Annotated in this window: 14 protein-coding genes; 8 read left to right on the top strand and 6 right to left on the bottom strand. The window is 74.4% G+C overall.

What is annotated here, in order from left to right:
- Window positions 1–26: 26 nt before the first annotated feature.
- Window positions 27–1,736 (bottom strand): SpoIIE family protein phosphatase, encoded by a 1,710-nt coding sequence (locus tag E5225_RS17255; RefSeq protein WP_243738075.1) that lies wholly within the window; start codon window positions 1,734–1,736, stop codon window positions 27–29.
- On the bottom strand, window positions 1,733–3,046 hold the full coding sequence (locus E5225_RS17250) for an MFS transporter (RefSeq protein ID WP_135972180.1): 1,314 nt from the start codon (window positions 3,044–3,046) through the stop codon (window positions 1,733–1,735). Before E5225_RS17250 ends, E5225_RS17255 begins: the two co-directional genes overlap by 4 nt.
- Window positions 3,047–3,282: 236 nt before the next feature.
- Between E5225_RS17250 and E5225_RS17245 the strand changes: the two genes are divergently transcribed.
- Both E5225_RS17245 and E5225_RS17240 read left to right on the top strand, forming a co-directional pair.
- On the top strand, window positions 3,283–3,843 hold the full coding sequence (locus tag E5225_RS17245; protein ID WP_135972179.1) for an RNA polymerase sigma factor: 561 nt from the start codon (window positions 3,283–3,285) through the stop codon (window positions 3,841–3,843).
- Window positions 3,833–5,284 (top strand): hypothetical protein, encoded by a 1,452-nt coding sequence (locus E5225_RS17240; protein ID WP_135972178.1) that lies wholly within the window; start codon window positions 3,833–3,835, stop codon window positions 5,282–5,284. Before E5225_RS17245 ends, E5225_RS17240 begins: the two co-directional genes overlap by 11 nt.
- Window positions 5,285–5,376: 92 nt before the next feature.
- On the opposite strand, the gene E5225_RS17235 is transcribed toward E5225_RS17240, so the two are convergent.
- From E5225_RS17235 to E5225_RS17225, 3 genes are all read right to left on the bottom strand, one after another.
- Window positions 5,377–6,390, bottom strand: coding sequence for a type IV toxin-antitoxin system AbiEi family antitoxin domain-containing protein (locus E5225_RS17235; RefSeq protein ID WP_243738074.1), 1,014 nt, complete (start codon window positions 6,388–6,390; stop codon window positions 5,377–5,379).
- A 224-nt stretch (window positions 6,391–6,614) separates the two neighbouring features.
- The gene (locus tag E5225_RS17230) at window positions 6,615–7,709 is read right to left on the bottom strand and encodes an inositol-3-phosphate synthase (RefSeq protein ID WP_135972177.1); all 1,095 of its coding nucleotides are present in this window, start codon (window positions 7,707–7,709) and stop codon (window positions 6,615–6,617) included.
- Entirely contained in the window at window positions 7,706–8,344 is a 639-nt protein-coding gene (locus E5225_RS17225; RefSeq protein ID WP_135972176.1) for a PadR family transcriptional regulator, read from the bottom strand. The genes E5225_RS17230 and E5225_RS17225 overlap by 4 nt, the downstream gene beginning before the upstream one ends.
- 303 nt (window positions 8,345–8,647) lie before the next feature.
- Here E5225_RS17225 and E5225_RS17220 point away from each other — a divergent pair, with 303 nt between their 5' ends.
- From E5225_RS17220 to E5225_RS17195, 6 genes are all read left to right on the top strand, one after another.
- Window positions 8,648–11,119 (top strand): transglycosylase domain-containing protein, encoded by a 2,472-nt coding sequence (locus tag E5225_RS17220; protein WP_135972175.1) that lies wholly within the window; start codon window positions 8,648–8,650, stop codon window positions 11,117–11,119.
- Window positions 11,120–11,311: 192 nt separating this feature from the next.
- A complete protein-coding gene (gene rpsF, locus E5225_RS17215) occupies window positions 11,312–11,605 on the top strand; it encodes a 30S ribosomal protein S6 (protein ID WP_135972174.1) in 294 nt (97 codons plus the stop codon).
- 96 nt (window positions 11,606–11,701) lie between these two features.
- Window positions 11,702–12,250 carry a single-stranded DNA-binding protein gene (locus E5225_RS17210; RefSeq protein WP_135972173.1) on the top strand — a complete coding sequence of 183 codons (549 nt, stop codon included), beginning with the start codon at window positions 11,702–11,704 and terminating at the stop codon, window positions 12,248–12,250.
- 77 nt (window positions 12,251–12,327) lie between these two features.
- Window positions 12,328–12,564, top strand: coding sequence for a 30S ribosomal protein S18 (rpsR, locus tag E5225_RS17205; RefSeq protein WP_135972172.1), 237 nt, complete (start codon window positions 12,328–12,330; stop codon window positions 12,562–12,564).
- A 14-nt stretch (window positions 12,565–12,578) separates the two neighbouring features.
- Window positions 12,579–13,028 carry a 50S ribosomal protein L9 gene (gene rplI / locus E5225_RS17200; RefSeq protein ID WP_135972171.1) on the top strand — a complete coding sequence of 150 codons (450 nt, stop codon included), beginning with the start codon at window positions 12,579–12,581 and terminating at the stop codon, window positions 13,026–13,028.
- 178 nt (window positions 13,029–13,206) lie between these two features.
- Entirely contained in the window at window positions 13,207–13,581 is a 375-nt protein-coding gene (locus E5225_RS17195; protein ID WP_135972170.1) for a hypothetical protein, read from the top strand.
- Between the two features lie 42 nt (window positions 13,582–13,623).
- Here the strand turns inward: E5225_RS17195 and E5225_RS17190 are convergent, their stop codons facing one another.
- Window positions 13,624–14,952, bottom strand: a complete 1,329-nt coding sequence (locus E5225_RS17190; protein ID WP_243738081.1) for an MATE family efflux transporter — start codon at window positions 14,950–14,952, stop codon at window positions 13,624–13,626.
- Window positions 14,953–15,251 lie beyond the last annotated feature (299 nt).

The raw sequence follows: 15,251 nt of genomic DNA, 5'->3' as shown, positions 1-15,251 counted from the left end.
GCGCCCCCGGGCGGGGCGGGCCCGCGTCAGGCGTCGCGGACGACGAGGAGGCAGACGTCGTCCTCCTGGTGCCGGCCCACGAGCCCGGCGACGAGCGCGTCGCGCACCTGCTCGGCCGACGCGCCCGCGGGGGTCGCGGCGAGTGCCTCCCGCAGGCGGCCGATGCCGTCGCGCAGCGTGCGGTCGCGGCGCTCGACCAGCCCGTCGCTGTAGAGCACGAGGGTCGCGCCGCGCGGGAAGGTCGCCGACGCCTGCGACCCGCGGCCCGGCCCGGCGAGCCCGACCGGCGTGGTGCTGCCGCCGGTGAGCTCGACGACCTGCCCGTCGGGCAGCCGGACGAGCCCCGGCGGGTGCCCCGCGGTGGCCCAGGTCAGGCGCGCGCCGTCGTCGGTCCGCTCCCAGCGCACCTGCACGCACGTCGCCAGGTCCGCGAGCTCGAGGCCGCGGACGAGCTCGTCGAGCCCGGCGAGCGCCGTCCCCGGCTCGTCGCCGCGCCACACGGCGGCGCGCAGCAGCGAGCGGAGCTGGCCCATCGACGCGGCGGCCCGCAGGTCGTGGCCGACGACGTCGCCGACGGCGAGGCTCACCGCGCCGTCCGGCAGCGCGAACGCGTCGAACCAGTCGCCACCCACCTGGGCGCGCCGGCCGGACGGCAGGTAGGACGCCGCCACGTCGAGTCCCGCGACGTCGCCCAGCACCGGCAGCAGGCTGTGCTGCAGCGTGAGCGCCGCGTCCCGCTCGGCGAGGTAGAGGCGCACGTTCTCCAGCACGATGCCGGCGCGGCTGCTCAGGTGCGCGGCCGTGACGACGGCCTCGCGGTCGAACCAGTCGGGCCGCTCGTGCACGAGGCACAGGACGCCGATCACGCCCGCACGCGCACGCAGCGGCACGACGAGCGCGGACCCGAGCCGCAGCGTGCGCAGCAGCGCGAGCTGGCGGGACGTCGTGCGGGCGGGCAGGGAGTCCACGTCGACGGGCAGCGCGTCGGCGACGTGCTCCGGCCCGGACCGCAGCGCCGCCTGGACGCGCGGCGAGTGGAGCAGCCACTCCGGGCTCTCGTGCTCGAGCGCGGCGGCCGCGTCGGCGGCGGCCGGGTCGGTCGTCACCACGTGCACGTGCTCGAAACGGCCGCGCTCGTTCGTCACGGCGACGAAGCCCCACGTCGCCATGCGCGGCACGACGACCTCCGGGAGGGCGTCGACGGCGTCCTCGTACTCGAGGTGCCGCGTGAGCTCGTCCGTGACGGCCGCGAGCAGCGCGAGCCGCTCACCCGTGCGGCGGGCGAGGGAGAGCTCGACGTCGCGGGCCGCCTCGCCGGCGGCGCGTGCCGTCACGTCGACCTGCACGCCGAGCCGGTGGGTGACGCGGCCGTCGTCGTCGCGCAGGTGCGTCACGACGAGCTGGTTCCAGAACTCCGAGCCGTCCTTGCGCGCGTTGAGCAGCAGCTCGACGTGGTCCTCGCCGGCGGCGAGGGCGGCACGCAGCCCCGCGACGGCGGCCGGGTCGGTGTGCGGCGACTGCAGGAACCGGCAGTTGCGGCCCCGCACCTCGTGCGCCCCGTACCCCGTCAGCTCCGTGAACGCCGCGTTCGACCAGACCACCGGCTCGTCCGGCTGCGTCGGGTCCGTGAGGATCATCGCGAGCGTGTGGTCGACGAGCACCCGCCGCGCGAGGTCGCCCGTGAGCACGTCCTCCAGCGCGGCCAGCGGGGGGAGGTGCGCGTCCTGCGTCGTCACGCCGGGGCCACCTGCCGCGACGTGCGGCCGACGGGGGCAGGGGCGTGCGGCGCGGCCGCGTACGCGACGGCCCCGAGGGCGTAGACGACGGCGAGGGCGACGAACACCGGCCGGGACCAGCCCGTGTCGGGCAGGGTCACGGCGGCGAGCGCGGCCGCACCGACGAAGGCGGCGTTGTAGAGGACGTCGTAGAGCGAGAACGCCCGCCCGCGGTACGCGTCGACGGTGTCCCGCTGGACGATCGTGTCGACCGCGATCTTCGCCCCCTGCGCCGCGAGGCCGAGCGCCAGCGCGCACGCGAGCACCGCCCACCGCGCCACGGTGACCGCCAGCAGCAGCTGGCTCACGACCGCGAGCCCGAGGCACAGGACGACCCAGCGGTGCGGGCCGGTGCGCGGGCTCAGCACGGGGGTGAGGACGACGGCCAGCGCGAAGCCCACCGCGCTGGCGCCGAGCACGAGGCCGAACGTCTTCAGGCCGGCGTCGGCGTCCGCCGGGTCGGACAGGAGGTTGCGGGAGATGAGGATGCTCGCGATGAACACCGCGCCGTAGCAGAAGCGGTGCAGCGCCATGATCCCGAGCGCCTGCGCCGGGGTGCGCCGCGCGACGAGCCACCGGGCGCCCGCGACCAGCCCACGCGCGAGCTCGGCGAGCGCCGCGCGGACGTCGGCACGCTCGGCGCGCTCGTCGGGGCCGAGCTGCTCGGGACCCAGCCGGGTCGCGAGCGCCGACGCGCAGGCCATGACGGCCGCGGCGAGCAGCAGGGAGATCGCGTCCCGGACGCGGCCGGTCGGCAGGACGAGGCCCAGCAGGAACCCGATCGCGCCGCCCGCGCCTGCCGCCGCCGCACCCAGCGTCGGCGTCAGCGAGTTCGCGGTGAGGAGCAACGGCCCGTCGACGACCTTCGGCAGGGACGCCGAGAGCGCCGACAGCAGGAACCGGTTGACCGACAGCGTGATCAGCGCCAGCACGTACACCGCCGGCGTGACGCCGACCGTCAGCATGATCACCGCGATCGTCAGCGTCAGGGCGACGCGCACGAGGTTGCCCCACAGCAGCACCTGGCGGCGCCGCCACCGGTCCAGCAGCACCCCGGCCCACGGCCCGACGATCGTGAACGGCAGCAGCAGCACCGCGAAGGCCGCCGCGACCCCGGTCGCCGTGCTCGCGTTCTCGGGCGAGAAGAAGAACAGGGTGGCCAGCCCGACCTGGAACATGCCGTCCGACGACTGGCTGACCAGTCGTACGGCGAAGAGGCGCCGGAAGCCGCTCAGCGGCCAGAGCGCCCGGAGGTCGGAGAGCACCTGCACGCAGACCAGGCTATGCGGTCGGGTCCCCGGGACGGCGGCCCTGACCTGGTGACGTCCGCCTCCGTCCGCCTCGGTGCAGGCGCGTTCCGGCGCGTTCCGGCGACGTGCCCGGACCCGTGCCGCACGCCGCCGGCCTTCAGGTCGGGGCCGCGCGCGCCGACCCAACCTCGGGCGGCCCGTGGGCGTTGTACTGCTCGACGGTGATGAGGAGGACCGGTGTCCGGACGGTGGGTGGCGTGAGCGGTCGGTGGCAGCCGGCGCTCGACGCGTTGGTGCAGGACAGGTACGGGGCCCTGGTGGCGCGCGCGACGCTCGTCTCGGGGTCGCGGGCGGACGCGGTCGACCTGGTGCACGACGCGCTGGTGTCGACGTTCGCGGCGCGCGCGACGTTCGGCTCGGTGCAGCAGGCCGAGCAGTACGTGTGCCGGGCGATCGTGTCCCGGTTCGTCGACGGCACGCGTCGGCGGGGTCGTGAGCGACTGACGGTGGCGCGCCTGGCGGTGATGACGGACCACGCCGTCGTGGATCCCGCCCCCGACGTGCTCGGCGCCGACGTGGTCGCCGCGCTCGCGGAGCTGGCGCCGCGGGAGCGTGCGTGCGTGCTGCTGCGGCACCTGGACGACCTGTCGGTCAAGGAGACCGCACAGCTGCTCGGCCTGAGCGAGGGCGCGGTCAAGCGGTACGTCTCCGACGGCATCGCGACCCTCAACGCCCGTCTGGGCACCACCGCCGCGCCCGTCGCCGACGTCGCGCCCGTGCACCTGGTCGGCCGGGAGGAGAACCGCCGTGACCGATGACCTGACCGCGCGCCTGACGGGAGCCCTCGACGCCCTCGAGGACCGGGAGCGCGCCACCCGCGCCGACGCGACCGAGCTGGCCGCGCTGCACCGCGACGTCCGCCGCCGCCGGGTGACGCGCACCGCGCAGCACGCGTCCGTCGCCGCCGTCACGGTGGTGGCCGTCGCAACCGCCGGCTGGTTCGGGCTCCAGCGCACGCACGTCGAGCCCGTCGTGACCCCGTCCCCGTCGCGGACGACCACGACGACGCCCACGCCCCCGCCGACGCCGAGCCCCACGCCGACCCCGTCGGCGACGCCGGTGACCGCGCCGACGCCCGTCACGGTGCCCGGCATGCCGCCGATGTTCGCCCTCGACGACGCGGTGCTGGCGTCCGTGGGCCCCGGCTGGGCCGTCGGGCTGTACACGAACGGGTACGGCGACCCGTTCGTGGTGGACGGCCGGCTGCTGCCGACCGCGCTCGTGGTCGCCGCCCCCACGGGCGAGCTGTACCTCGGCCGGGTGCGGGAGGACGGCGCGTGGCTGGAGCCCGTGCGCTGGGACGGGTCGTCCTCGGTGGTCGTGGAGCACCTTTCCGCGCAGGACACGGCCCGCTACGTCGTCGACCTGCGCACCGGTGACCTCACGCCGGACGGGCGGGGCCTGCCCGCCGACGCGTGGTTCCTCGCCGAGGCGCCCGACGGCGGCGAGGTGTGGAGCCTGTCCGACTCGGCGTCCGCCACGTCCGACTGGTGGGTCGTGCCACCGACCGGCGCCGCGCGGCAGGTCGCCACCGGCAGCACCGGGTTCGTCCACGAGGCGAGGCTCAGCCCCGACGGCGCGCGGCTGGCCCTGGGGGAGCGGGGCGGCGCAGGCGGTGCCGTGGTCGTCGAGCTGGCGTCCGGGCGCACCGTCCCCGGCGGGCCCGTACCGGACGGGCAGGCGTGCCGGCCGGCCGGCTGGGCCGACGCGACGCACGTGCTGCTGCTGTGCGCCGACGACGGCGCCGCACTGGACCCGCCGCGCCCGGACCAGCGCCCGCGGCTGGTCCGGCAGGACGTCACCGGCCGGTCCGCGACCGTCGTCGTGCGCGAGCTCGCCGGCGACACGGCCGCACCCTCCCACGTGCACCCCGTGGGCGACGGCCGCCTGGTGGCCGCGCTCGCGCCGGTGACCGCGGACGGCGAGCGGTGCGCGGACGACGACGTGGTCGAGCTCCGTGCCGACGGCTCCACGACCCCGCTCGACCGCCGCCGGGTCGCGCCCGACGCACCCGTCGGCATCGGACACGTGCTGACCGGCTACGTCCAGGTCACGGAGGGTGTCAGCTGTGGTGGGGACGAGGCGCCGGCGGCGCTCGTCGTCGTCGACCTGGTCGGCGGCGGCAGCTGGGCGCTGCCCGCGGGCGACGGGCCGGAAGCCCGGTACCCCGTCGCGTCCGCGGTCGTGCCGCGACGCTGAGGCCGCACCACGATCGGGTCCGGCCGTGAAGCGTTGTGGACGCCTGCTGTCCACGACGCTTCACGGCTGCTCCGTGCGGTGGTGGCCGCGCGTCAACGCGTCGGGTGTGCGGGGCGGTCGCGTGTCGCGGCGGCCGGGCAGCGTGGGCAGCGGCGCAGGGTCACCGGGTGGCCGCGGGTCGTCAGCGCGGCGGCCACCTGGTGCGCCACCCGGCAGGGCGTCGCCACGACGTGCCGCCACCGGTACCGCAGCGTGATGTCGGCGCTCGCGAGCAGCACCGCGTTGTCGCGCCACACGTCGGCGTCCGTCGCGGCGAACGGGTGCGCCAGCTGGCCGTCCAGCTCGACGCGGACGCCGGGGTAGGCGCGGTCCGACCGGATCCACCGCCCGCCGACCCGCTGCCGCACCTGCCCGGCCGACCGCGGCAGCCCGTGGCGCCGCTCGACGTCCCGCACGTACCGGTGCTCCAGGGGTGACTCGACCCCGAGGGACGGGTCGCCCAGCACGGCACGCACGAGCGCGCGGTGGCGCAGGACGGCGCGTTCGCCGGCCACGACGAGAACGACATCGGGCCGGACGCCCGCACGAACGGCGTCGCACGCGAGCGCTACCGCCGCGTCCTCGTCCGGCGCCTCGTGCACGAGGTCCAGCAGCGTGTCCTCCGGCCCGACGCACCGCAGCCGCCCCCAGGCGCGCGGCACCCGGCCACGGCGACGCACCTGCACGCCGCGCTGCGGCCGGACGGCCCGCTCCGCCGGCACGCTCACGACCACCGAAGGGCCCGGCGCGGCCACGAAGCCGTGCAGGTACGCCGCCGAGGCGTGCGACAGCGCCGCGCCGGCGCCCGCCGCGAGCAGGGCCGCGTGCGCCCGCTGCCGCCACCGGAGCGGCCCCGACTGGAGCACGACGACCCCCCGGTGCACGCGCTGCCACCGCCCCGACCGCACCCGACGCGCGACGGTGCGCGCCGGCACGCCGCCCGCACCGAGCTGCGCGGTAGTCGCGGCGCCCTCCTGGCGGACGACGAGCGAGCGCACGGGCTCCGCGAGGGCGACCACGTCGGGCCAGGTCGCGACGTCCGTCCGCAGCAGCGCCTCCCGCCTCACGCCGCCATGGTGGCGCGAGACGCACCCGTAGTGACCGCCCGACGACCCCCTGTGGACGACGCCCCCGGCCCGACGCCCCGGTCCTGCAGCGTTGTGGTCACCAGGCGTCCGTAACGCTGCAGCACCCGTCCTGCACGCTCGACGAGTACCGGTGGGACGGGTGAGGGCCCGACGAGACGTGCTCGTCGGGCCCTCAGGCCGTGCCGGGGGAGGTCAGCGCGGGGTCAGCGCTCGTTCTCGCCGCGGATGAAGGCCTCGAGCTCTGCGCGGCCCTTCTGGTCCTCCATCTGGACCGGCGGGGACTTCATGAAGTACGTCGACGCCGAGATGATCGGGCCACCGACGCCGCGGTCCTTCGCGATCTTCGCCGCACGCAGCGCGTCGATGATGACGCCGGCCGAGTTCGGGGAGTCCCAGACCTCGAGCTTGTACTCGAGGTTCAGCGGGACGTCGCCGAACGCGCGACCCTCGAGGCGCACGTACGCCCACTTGCGGTCGTCCAGCCAGGCGACGTAGTCCGACGGGCCGATGTGGACGTTGCGGTCGTCCTTCTTGCCGGCCAGCGGGCCGTCGTCGAGGTTCGACGTGACGGCCTGCGTCTTCGAGACCTTCTTGGACTCCAGGCGCTCGCGCTCGAGCATGTTCTTGAAGTCCATGTTGCCGCCGACGTTCAGCTGGTACGTGCGGTCCAGGATCACGCCGCGGTCCTCGAACAGGCGGGCGAGCACCCGGTGCGTGATGGTCGCGCCGACCTGCGACTTGATGTCGTCGCCGACGATCGGCACACCGGCGGCCTCGAACTTCGCGGCCCACTCGGGGTCGGACGCGATGAACACGGGCAGCGCGTTGACGAACGCGACGTTCGCGTCGATGGCGGCCTGCGCGTAGAACTTCGCGGCAGCCTCCGACCCGACGGGCAGGTAGCAGATCAGGACGTCGACCTGGGCCTCGCGCAGTGCGGCGACGACGTCGACCGGCTCCGCGTCCGACTCCTCGATGGTCTCGGAGTAGTACTTGCCCAGGCCGTCGAGCGTGTGGCCGCGCTGCACCGGGACGCCCAGCGGGGGGACGTCCGAGATCTTGATGGTGTTGTTCTCGGAGCTGAAGATCGCCTCCGAGAGGTCGAAGCCGACCTTCTTCGCGTCGACGTCGAAGGCCGCGACGAACTCGATGTCGCGGACGTGGTAGTCGCCGAACTGCACGTGCATCAGGCCCGGGACCTTCGCCTGCGGGTCGGCGTCGCGGTAGTAGTGCACGCCCTGGACCAGCGATGCGGCGCAGTTGCCGACGCCGACGATGGCGACGCGGATGGAAGTCATCCTCGCTCCTTCTCGGTTCTCGCCTCGGTGGATCCCTCGGCGTCGTCTGTGGCGGTGGCCGGACGGCCGCCGCTCGCGGTGCGAGAGCGGCTGACGCCGCGCTCGTTGTCGATGAGGCCGTCGAGCCAGCGCACTTCGCGCTCCACCTGCTCGAGGCCGTGGCGCTGGAGCTCGAGGGTGTACTCGTCCATGCGCTCGCGGGTGCGGTTGACCGACTGGCGGATCGTCTCCAGCCGCTCGGTCAGGCGCGTGCGGCGGCCCTCGAGGATGCGCAGGCGCGTCTCGGCGTCGGTCTGGCCGAAGAACGCGAACCGGACGTCGAAGTTCTCGTCCTCCCACGCCGACGGGCCGGAGGTGCGCAGGACCTGCTGCAGGTGCTCCTTGCCGTCCGCCGTGAGCTGGTAGACGATGCGCGCGCGCTTCGTCACGACCGCCCGGTCGGCGGGGGCCTCGGTGCCGACGATCCAGCCACGGGCCGCGAGCGACTTCAGCGCGGGGTACAGCGAGCCGTACGAGAGCGCGCGGAACGAGCCGAGCACCAGGTTGAGCCGCTTGCGCAGCTCGTACCCGTGCATGGGCGACTCGGCGAGCAGCCCGAGGATGGCCGGGTCGAGCACGTCGGACCGTCCGCGCACGTCACCCTCCTCCGCCTGCTGCTCGCGCCGGGACCGGCTGGTCCAGCTCTCGATGTATCAACTCGATACATCGAGGAGAGTAGGTCTCGACGTGGCACGGGCACAACCGCGCGTGCAGATCCGGGTGTGCAGATCCGAGCCCTCCCCGTGCCGATGATGTGAAAGGTCGCTGAGGATCGGACGTCCCGGGCCGGGACGAGGCGAGTGGCGCAGGTCGTTCGTCCATACTGGGCCCCGCGCCGCCCTGCCACCCCGACCGGGTGGACGGCGACGCAGCACCAGTCGTCGGACGAGAGGCCATCCGTGGCAGGCACCAACCGCCGATCGGCGCCCTCGCGCGCCCGGCGCGCGACGCGACGCCCCACGTCGGAGGGCGGCAAGCGCCGCTTCTGGGACTACCCCCGCTCGGGCTACACCGGCCTGCACCGGTGGCTCCCGTCGTGGCGCGTGCTCCTCGGCACCTTCATCGGCGGCGTCTTCCTGGTGCTCGGCGCCGGGGTCGCCGCGTTCGCGCTCGTGCAGCCGCCGGACGAGCTCGACGAGGTGGCGTTCGAGACGACGACCGTCTACTTCGCCGGCCCCACGCCCGGCACGCCCGGCCCCGTGATGGGGGAGTTCGCGAAGCAGAAGCGCGACATCGTCGACTACGCGACGCTCCCGGACCACATCGGCAAGGCCGTCGCCGCCGGTGAGGACAAGACCTTCTTCTCCAACCGCGGCATCTCGATCACGGGTATGGCCCGCGCCTTCCTCAACAACATCCAGGGGAAGCCGACGCAGGGCGGGTCCACGCTCACGCAGCAGTACGTCGAGCGGTACTACCAGAACACCACCACGGACTACCTGGGCAAGGCGAAGGAAGCGATCCTCGCCGTCAAGATCAGCCAGCGGGAGTCCAAGGAACAGATCATGGGCCGCTACCTGAACACGATCTACTTCGGTCGTGACGCGTACGGCATCCAGGCGGCCTCCCAGGCCTACTTCGGCAAGAACGCGGCGGACCTGAGCGTGTCCGAGGCGGCGCTGCTCGCCGGCGTGATCCCGTCGCCCAACAACTGGGACCCCGCGAACAGCCCGGAGAAGGCCCAGCAGCGCTGGGGCATCGTGCTCGACTCGATGGTCGACTCCGGCTGGCTCAGCGCCGCGGACCGCGCGGCCCAGGTCTTCCCGACGACCGTGGAGTACGCGCGCGGCGAGACGTTCCGCGGGCCCAACGGCCACCTGCTGAAGATGGTCGAGGACGAGCTCGTCGCCACCAAGCTGTGGCGCGAGGACGAGCTGCGCACGCGCGGCCTGGACATCATCACGACCATCGACCCCGCGCTGCAGCAGGCGGCGGTCGCGTCCGTCGACGCGCTGCGCACCGGGGCGCTGTCCGAGGGCGAGCTGCCCAACGAGCGCCTGCGCATGTCCGTCGTGTCGGTCGACCCCGCCACGGGCGGCATCGTCGCGCTGTACGGCGGACCCGACTACCTCGCGGACGCGCGGAACACGGCGACGTTCGACCCGGTCCAGGCCGGGTCGACGTTCAAGCCGTTCACCCTCGTCGCGGCGCTCGAGCAGGGCATCGGCCTGAGCACGCGCTACGACGGCCGCTCGCCGCAGGAGTTCGACATCGGCGAGAGCGAGCCCTGGAAGGTGCAGAACTTCGGCAACCAGTCGCAGGGGACCGTCGACCTGGTGAAGGCGACGGCCAACTCCGTGAACACCGTCTACGCCGAGCTCAACCTCGAGGTGGGGCCCGAGAAGACGGCGGACGTCGCGAAGCGGGCCGGCATCACGACCGAGCCGACCGTCGTCCCGTCCAACGTGCTGGGCGCGGACGACGTGCGCCCGCTCGACATGGCGGGCGCCTACGCGACGTTCGCCGCGCAGGGCGTCCGGCACACGCCGCACATCATCGCCAGCGTGACGAACACCGACGGGTCGCTCGCGTACGAGCCCACGACGGGCGGCGAGCAGGTCTTCTCGCCCGAGGTCATGGCCGACGCGACGTACGCGATGACGCGCGTGGTCGAGGAGGGCTCCGCCGAGGGTTGGGTCTCGCCGCTCGACCGGCCCATCGCCGGCAAGACCGGGACGTCGCAGGACAACAAGTCCGCGTGGTTCGTCGGCTACGTGCCGCAGCTCGCGACGGCCGTCTCCTTCTCGCAGGAGGCCGCGGACGGCAAGTCGAAGGACTCCATCTCGAAGTTCGGGTTCTCGGCGGGCGGCGGCCGGCTGAGCGAGATCACCGGCGGCACGTACCCGGCGGCGGTCTGGGCGCACTACATGGAGCAGGTCTTCGCACAGCCGGCGTACGCCGAGGTGGTGGAGTTCCCGGCACGCGCCAACGTGGGCCGCACGCCGACGGCCAAGGCCACGACCGCGCCGCCGCGGGAGACGGTCGCGCCCGAGCCGACCGAGGCCCCGCCGGCCGAGGTGTCCGTGCCCGGCGGGCTCGGCGGCCGGACCGAGGCCGACGCTTCGGGCGCGGTCCTCGCCGCGGGGCTCGTGCCGAGCATCGTGTCGGAGGAGTCGACCAGCGTGCCGGCCGGCCGCGTCGTGCGCACCGACCCGGGTGGCGGCGCGACCGTCGCCACGGGCTCGGTCGTGACGATCGTGGTCTCCAGCGGCCCGCCGCCGCAGCCGACGCAGACACCCGTCCCGCAGCCCACGCCCACGCAACCCGCCGACGGTGGCGGGGCCGGCGGTGGGCAGGGCGGCGGGCAGGGCGGCGGACAAGGTGGCGGACAGGGCGGCGGCGGCGCCGTCGGCCCGGTTCCCAACCCGTGAGCGGCCCCGTGCCGCACGACGTCGCCCCACGACTGTTCGGCGTCGGCCTCCCGACCCGGTAGGCTGGGCCGCTGCCGTCCCTCGTGGGTGGCTCCGTGTGCCCTCTCCCCGACCCGGGGCGGGGGTGCGCAGACGCACGAGAACCCTCCTGTCACGGACCGACCGTGACCGCGAAGACCAGAGGAGGTGGGTATGAGCCTGCGTCAGTACGAGATCATGATCATCCTCGACCCCGAGATCGAGGAGCGCACCGTCGCCCCGTCGCTCGACAAGTACCTGACGGTCGTCAAGACCGAGGGTGGCACCGTCGACAAGGTGGACGTCTGGGGCCGTCGTCGCCTCGCGTACGACATCCAGAAGAAGTCCGAGGGCATCTACGCCGTCGTGGACTTCACCGCGTCGCCCGCGACCGCCAAGGAGCTCGACCGCCAGCTCGGCCTCAACGAGGTCGTCCTGCGCACCAAGGTCCTGCGCCGCGAGGTCTGAGCCCCGCGTGTGGGTGCCCGGCGCTAGCGTCCGGGCAGCACCCCAACCGCGCGGCACAGCCGCAGTCGATCCGTCGGAACGAGCGAGGAGGCCGCCATGGCCGGTGAGACCACCATCACGGTGATCGGGAACCTGACCGGGGACCCGGAGCTGCGCTTCACCCCGTCCGGGGCGGCGGTCGCGAACTTCACCGTCGCGTCCACGCCTCGCACGTTCGACCGCCAGAGCAACGAGTGGAAGGACGGCGAGACGCTGTTCCTCCGCTGCTCGATCTGGCGCGAGGCGGCCGAGTCCGTCGCCGAGTCCCTCACCAAGGGCACCCGCGTCATCGCGACCGGACGGCTCACGCAGCGCTCCTACGAGACCCGCGAGGGCGAGAAGCGCACCGTGTACGAGCTGCAGGTCGACGAGGTCGGCCCGTCGCTGCGCTACGCCACGGCCAAGGTCACCCGGACCCAGCGGTCCGGTGGTGGCGGCGGCTTCGGTGGCGGTGGCGGCGGTGGGTTCGGCGGTGGCGGTGGCGGCGGTTACGGGGGCGGCCAGTCGTCGTCGTCATCCTCCGCGGGCCAGGCCGACGACCCGTGGGCCACGCCCGCGGGTGGGTCGTCCGGCGGCGGCGGCTACTCCGACGAGCCCCCGTTCTGATCGGTCCTCGCACCACCTGAAGACTCACATCCCCGAGCACGGCAACGCTCGGGGCTCCACAGACAAGGAGCTCCACGATGGCCAAGCCCGTCGTCCGCAAGCCCAAGAAGAAGCAGAACCCCCTGAAGGCCGCCAAGATCGACACGGTGGACTACAAGGACACGGTCCTGCTCCGCAAGTTCATCTCCGACCGCGGCAAGATCCGTGCCCGTCGCGTCACCGGCGTGTCGGTCCAGGAGCAGCGCGCGATCGCGCGTGCCGTCAAGAACGCCCGCGAGATGGCTCTCCTGCCGTACTCGTCGTCGGCTCGCTGAGGAAGGGGAGACTCATGGCGAAGATCATCCTGACCCACGAGGTCACCGGTCTCGGTGCCCCCGGCGACATCGTCGAGGTGAAGGACGGGTACGCCCGTAACTACCTCATCCCGCGCAGCCTGGCCACGCCGTGGACCAAGGGTGCCGAGAAGGACGTCGCCGCGATCCGCAAGGCCCGCAAGGCCCGCGAGATCGCGTCGCTCGACGACGCCAAGGCCGTCCGCGACTCGCTCCAGGCGAACGCGGTCACGGTGACGGCGAAGTCCGGCGAGTCCGGCCGCCTCTTCGGCGCCGTCACGACCGCGGAGATCGCCGAGGCCATCAAGGCCGCCGGCGCCCCCTCCGTCGACAAGCGCAAGATCGAGGTCTCGCAGGCGATCAAGTCGCTCGGCGAGTACAAGGTCCAGGTCCGCCTGCACCCGGAGGTCGCCGCGACGGTGACCGTGCGGGTCGTCGGCGCCTGACACCGGCTCGAACGAGAACGGCCCCGTCCCGGCACGTCCGGGGCGGGGCCGTTCTGCGTGCCTGGACGTGCCGCGAGGGCGCGGGGGAGCCCGGACACACCCGCGAACGGCGTGCGTGCGCTGCGGCGCAGGTCCGCGGCACGTGGCTACGATCCCCGCAACGACGAGGGGTGTGCGGATGAGTGAGCAGGACCCAGCGGGGCAGGCCGAGGGCCGGTCGGACGCCGAGGCGCAGAAGAACACGGGGCAGTGGGCGGCGTTCCTGCCGATCGGCATCGTGTTCTTCGTCCTGGGCGTCACGCAGCTCGGCGAGGGCACGGGTGCGGCGTTCCTCGCGGTCGGGATCGTCTTCCTCGTGCTCTCGCTCGGCGGGATGGCACAGTCGCAGTCCGCCGGGGGCCGCGGTCGGGACGCGCGTCGCCGGGACGCGGGCGGCACGGGCGACGGCGGCAGCGCCGGGTACGGGGGCGACGGGCACCGCGGCGACACGCACGGGGACGGTGGGTCGGACGGCGGCGGGGGCGACGGCGGAGGTGGTGGCGGCGGCGACTGAGCACCCGGCGGCCCGCCGGGCACCGGTCGGCCCGACCGACGGTCAGGCGCCCGTGACCATCCAGGCCGTGCCGCGTGCGCGCCATCCCGTCGTGAGGGCGCGAGCGGCCATGAAGAGGACGGCGAACGCTCCCCAGAGCCACGCGAGCCCGGCGGCGCCCGGCGGCGCCCACGCGTGCACGGCCAGCGCCGCGGGGACGTAGGCGACCAGCGTCGCGACGCCCGCCCACGCGAGGAAGGGCCCGTCCCCGGCGCCGATCAGCACGCCGTCGAGGACGAAGACCCAGCCCGCCATGGGCAACGCGACCGCCGCGACGACGAGCCCGGTGACAGCCGCGCGGCGCACGTCCGGGTCGGCGGTGAACAGGCGCACGTACAGCGGCGCGAGAGCGCCGACGAGGACGCCCATCACGACCCCCGCGGCGACGCCCCACTGCAGCGTGCGGCGCAGGAGTGCGCGGGTGCGCGGCACGTCGCCCGCGCCGAGGGCGTGCCCGACCAGCGCCTGCGCCGCGATCGCGAGGGCGTCCAGGGCGAACGCCGTCAGGCCCCACACGGCGTTGACCACCTGGTGCCCGGCGAGGGCGGAGGCGCCGAGGCCGGTCGCCACCCACACGGTCAGCAGGATCGCGAGGCGCAGGCTCGCCGTGCGCACGAGCAGCGGGACGCCCGCGCGGGCGTTGGCGAGGATGCCGCCGGCGGCCGGGCGCAGGTCCGCCCCGGCTCGGCGCGCGCCCCGCACGACGACGACCACGAGCGCGACGGCCATGCCGAGCTGGGCGACGGCGGTGCCGAGACCCGAGCCGGCGATGCCCATGCCCGCGCCGTACACGAGCACGGCGTTGAGGAGCCCGTTCGCGACGGCACCCGAGGCGGCGACGACCAGCGGGGTGCGGGTGTCCTGGAGCCCGCGCAGCGCACCCGTGGCGGCGAGGACCAGGAGCATGCCGGGCAGGCCGGGCGTCGACCAGCGCAGGTACGCGACCGCCTGCTCGGCGACGCCCCCGCTCGCGCCGAGCACGCCGAGCAGCGTGGGCGCAGCGAGCCACGCGGCGCCGGCGAGCACGACGCCCAGCCCCAGGCCGAGCCACATGCCGTCCACACCGGTCTGCAGGGCACCGCGCGTGTCGCCCGCACCGACCCGGCGGGCGACGGCCGCGGTCGTGGCGTAGGCGAGGAAGACGCAGAGGCCGACGAGGGTGACGAGCACCGTGGACGCGAGGGCGAGGCCCGCGAGGGCGTCGGTGCCCAGGTGCCCGACGATCGCCGAGTCCACGAGGACGAACAGCGGCTCCGCGACGAGGGCGCCGAGGGCGGGGACGGCCAGGGCGACGATCTGACGGTCCACGCCGGCCGGGCGCGCGCCGGGCAGGTGGTCGCCCGACGCGCCGTCGGAGGCGGGGTACGGAGTGGGACGACCGTCCACGTGCCGGTTCACACGTCCGCCAGGTGACATTCGGGTGAACGGATGTCGTTCCACAGCACGTGCACAGCGTATGCGCCGGTGGGAGGGGGTGCGCGGGCCGCCGCGTGACCTTCTCCACAGGTTCGTCCACAACCTGTGCACACAGGCCTGAGGGGGCCGTCCACAGGCTGTCCACCGGTGTGTGCACACGCCCGTTTGGGTCCGGGGACGGCGGCACCTAACCTCGCGAGGACAGGTGGGCACCC

Source organism: Cellulomonas shaoxiangyii (genome assembly GCF_004798685.1).
Classification (GTDB): Bacteria; Actinomycetota; Actinomycetes; order Actinomycetales; family Cellulomonadaceae; genus Cellulomonas; species Cellulomonas shaoxiangyii.
Note: the sequence above shows the minus strand (reverse complement) of the source record. Positions and strands in the feature narration are given on the sequence as shown.

Bases quoted from the DNA above. Each gene is read 5' to 3' on its own strand.
- E5225_RS17230 (WP_135972177.1), bottom strand. From the start codon at position 7,709: ATGACTTCCATCCGCGTCGCCATCGTCGGCGTCGGCAACTGCGCCGCA.
- rpsF (WP_135972174.1), top strand. From the start codon at position 11,312: ATGAGCCTGCGTCAGTACGAGATCATGATCATCCTCGACCCCGAGATC.
- E5225_RS17210 (WP_135972173.1), top strand. From the start codon at position 11,702: ATGGCCGGTGAGACCACCATCACGGTGATCGGGAACCTGACCGGGGAC.
- rpsR (WP_135972172.1), top strand. From the start codon at position 12,328: ATGGCCAAGCCCGTCGTCCGCAAGCCCAAGAAGAAGCAGAACCCCCTG.
- rplI (WP_135972171.1), top strand. From the start codon at position 12,579: ATGGCGAAGATCATCCTGACCCACGAGGTCACCGGTCTCGGTGCCCCC.
- E5225_RS17195 (WP_135972170.1), top strand. From the start codon at position 13,207: ATGAGTGAGCAGGACCCAGCGGGGCAGGCCGAGGGCCGGTCGGACGCC.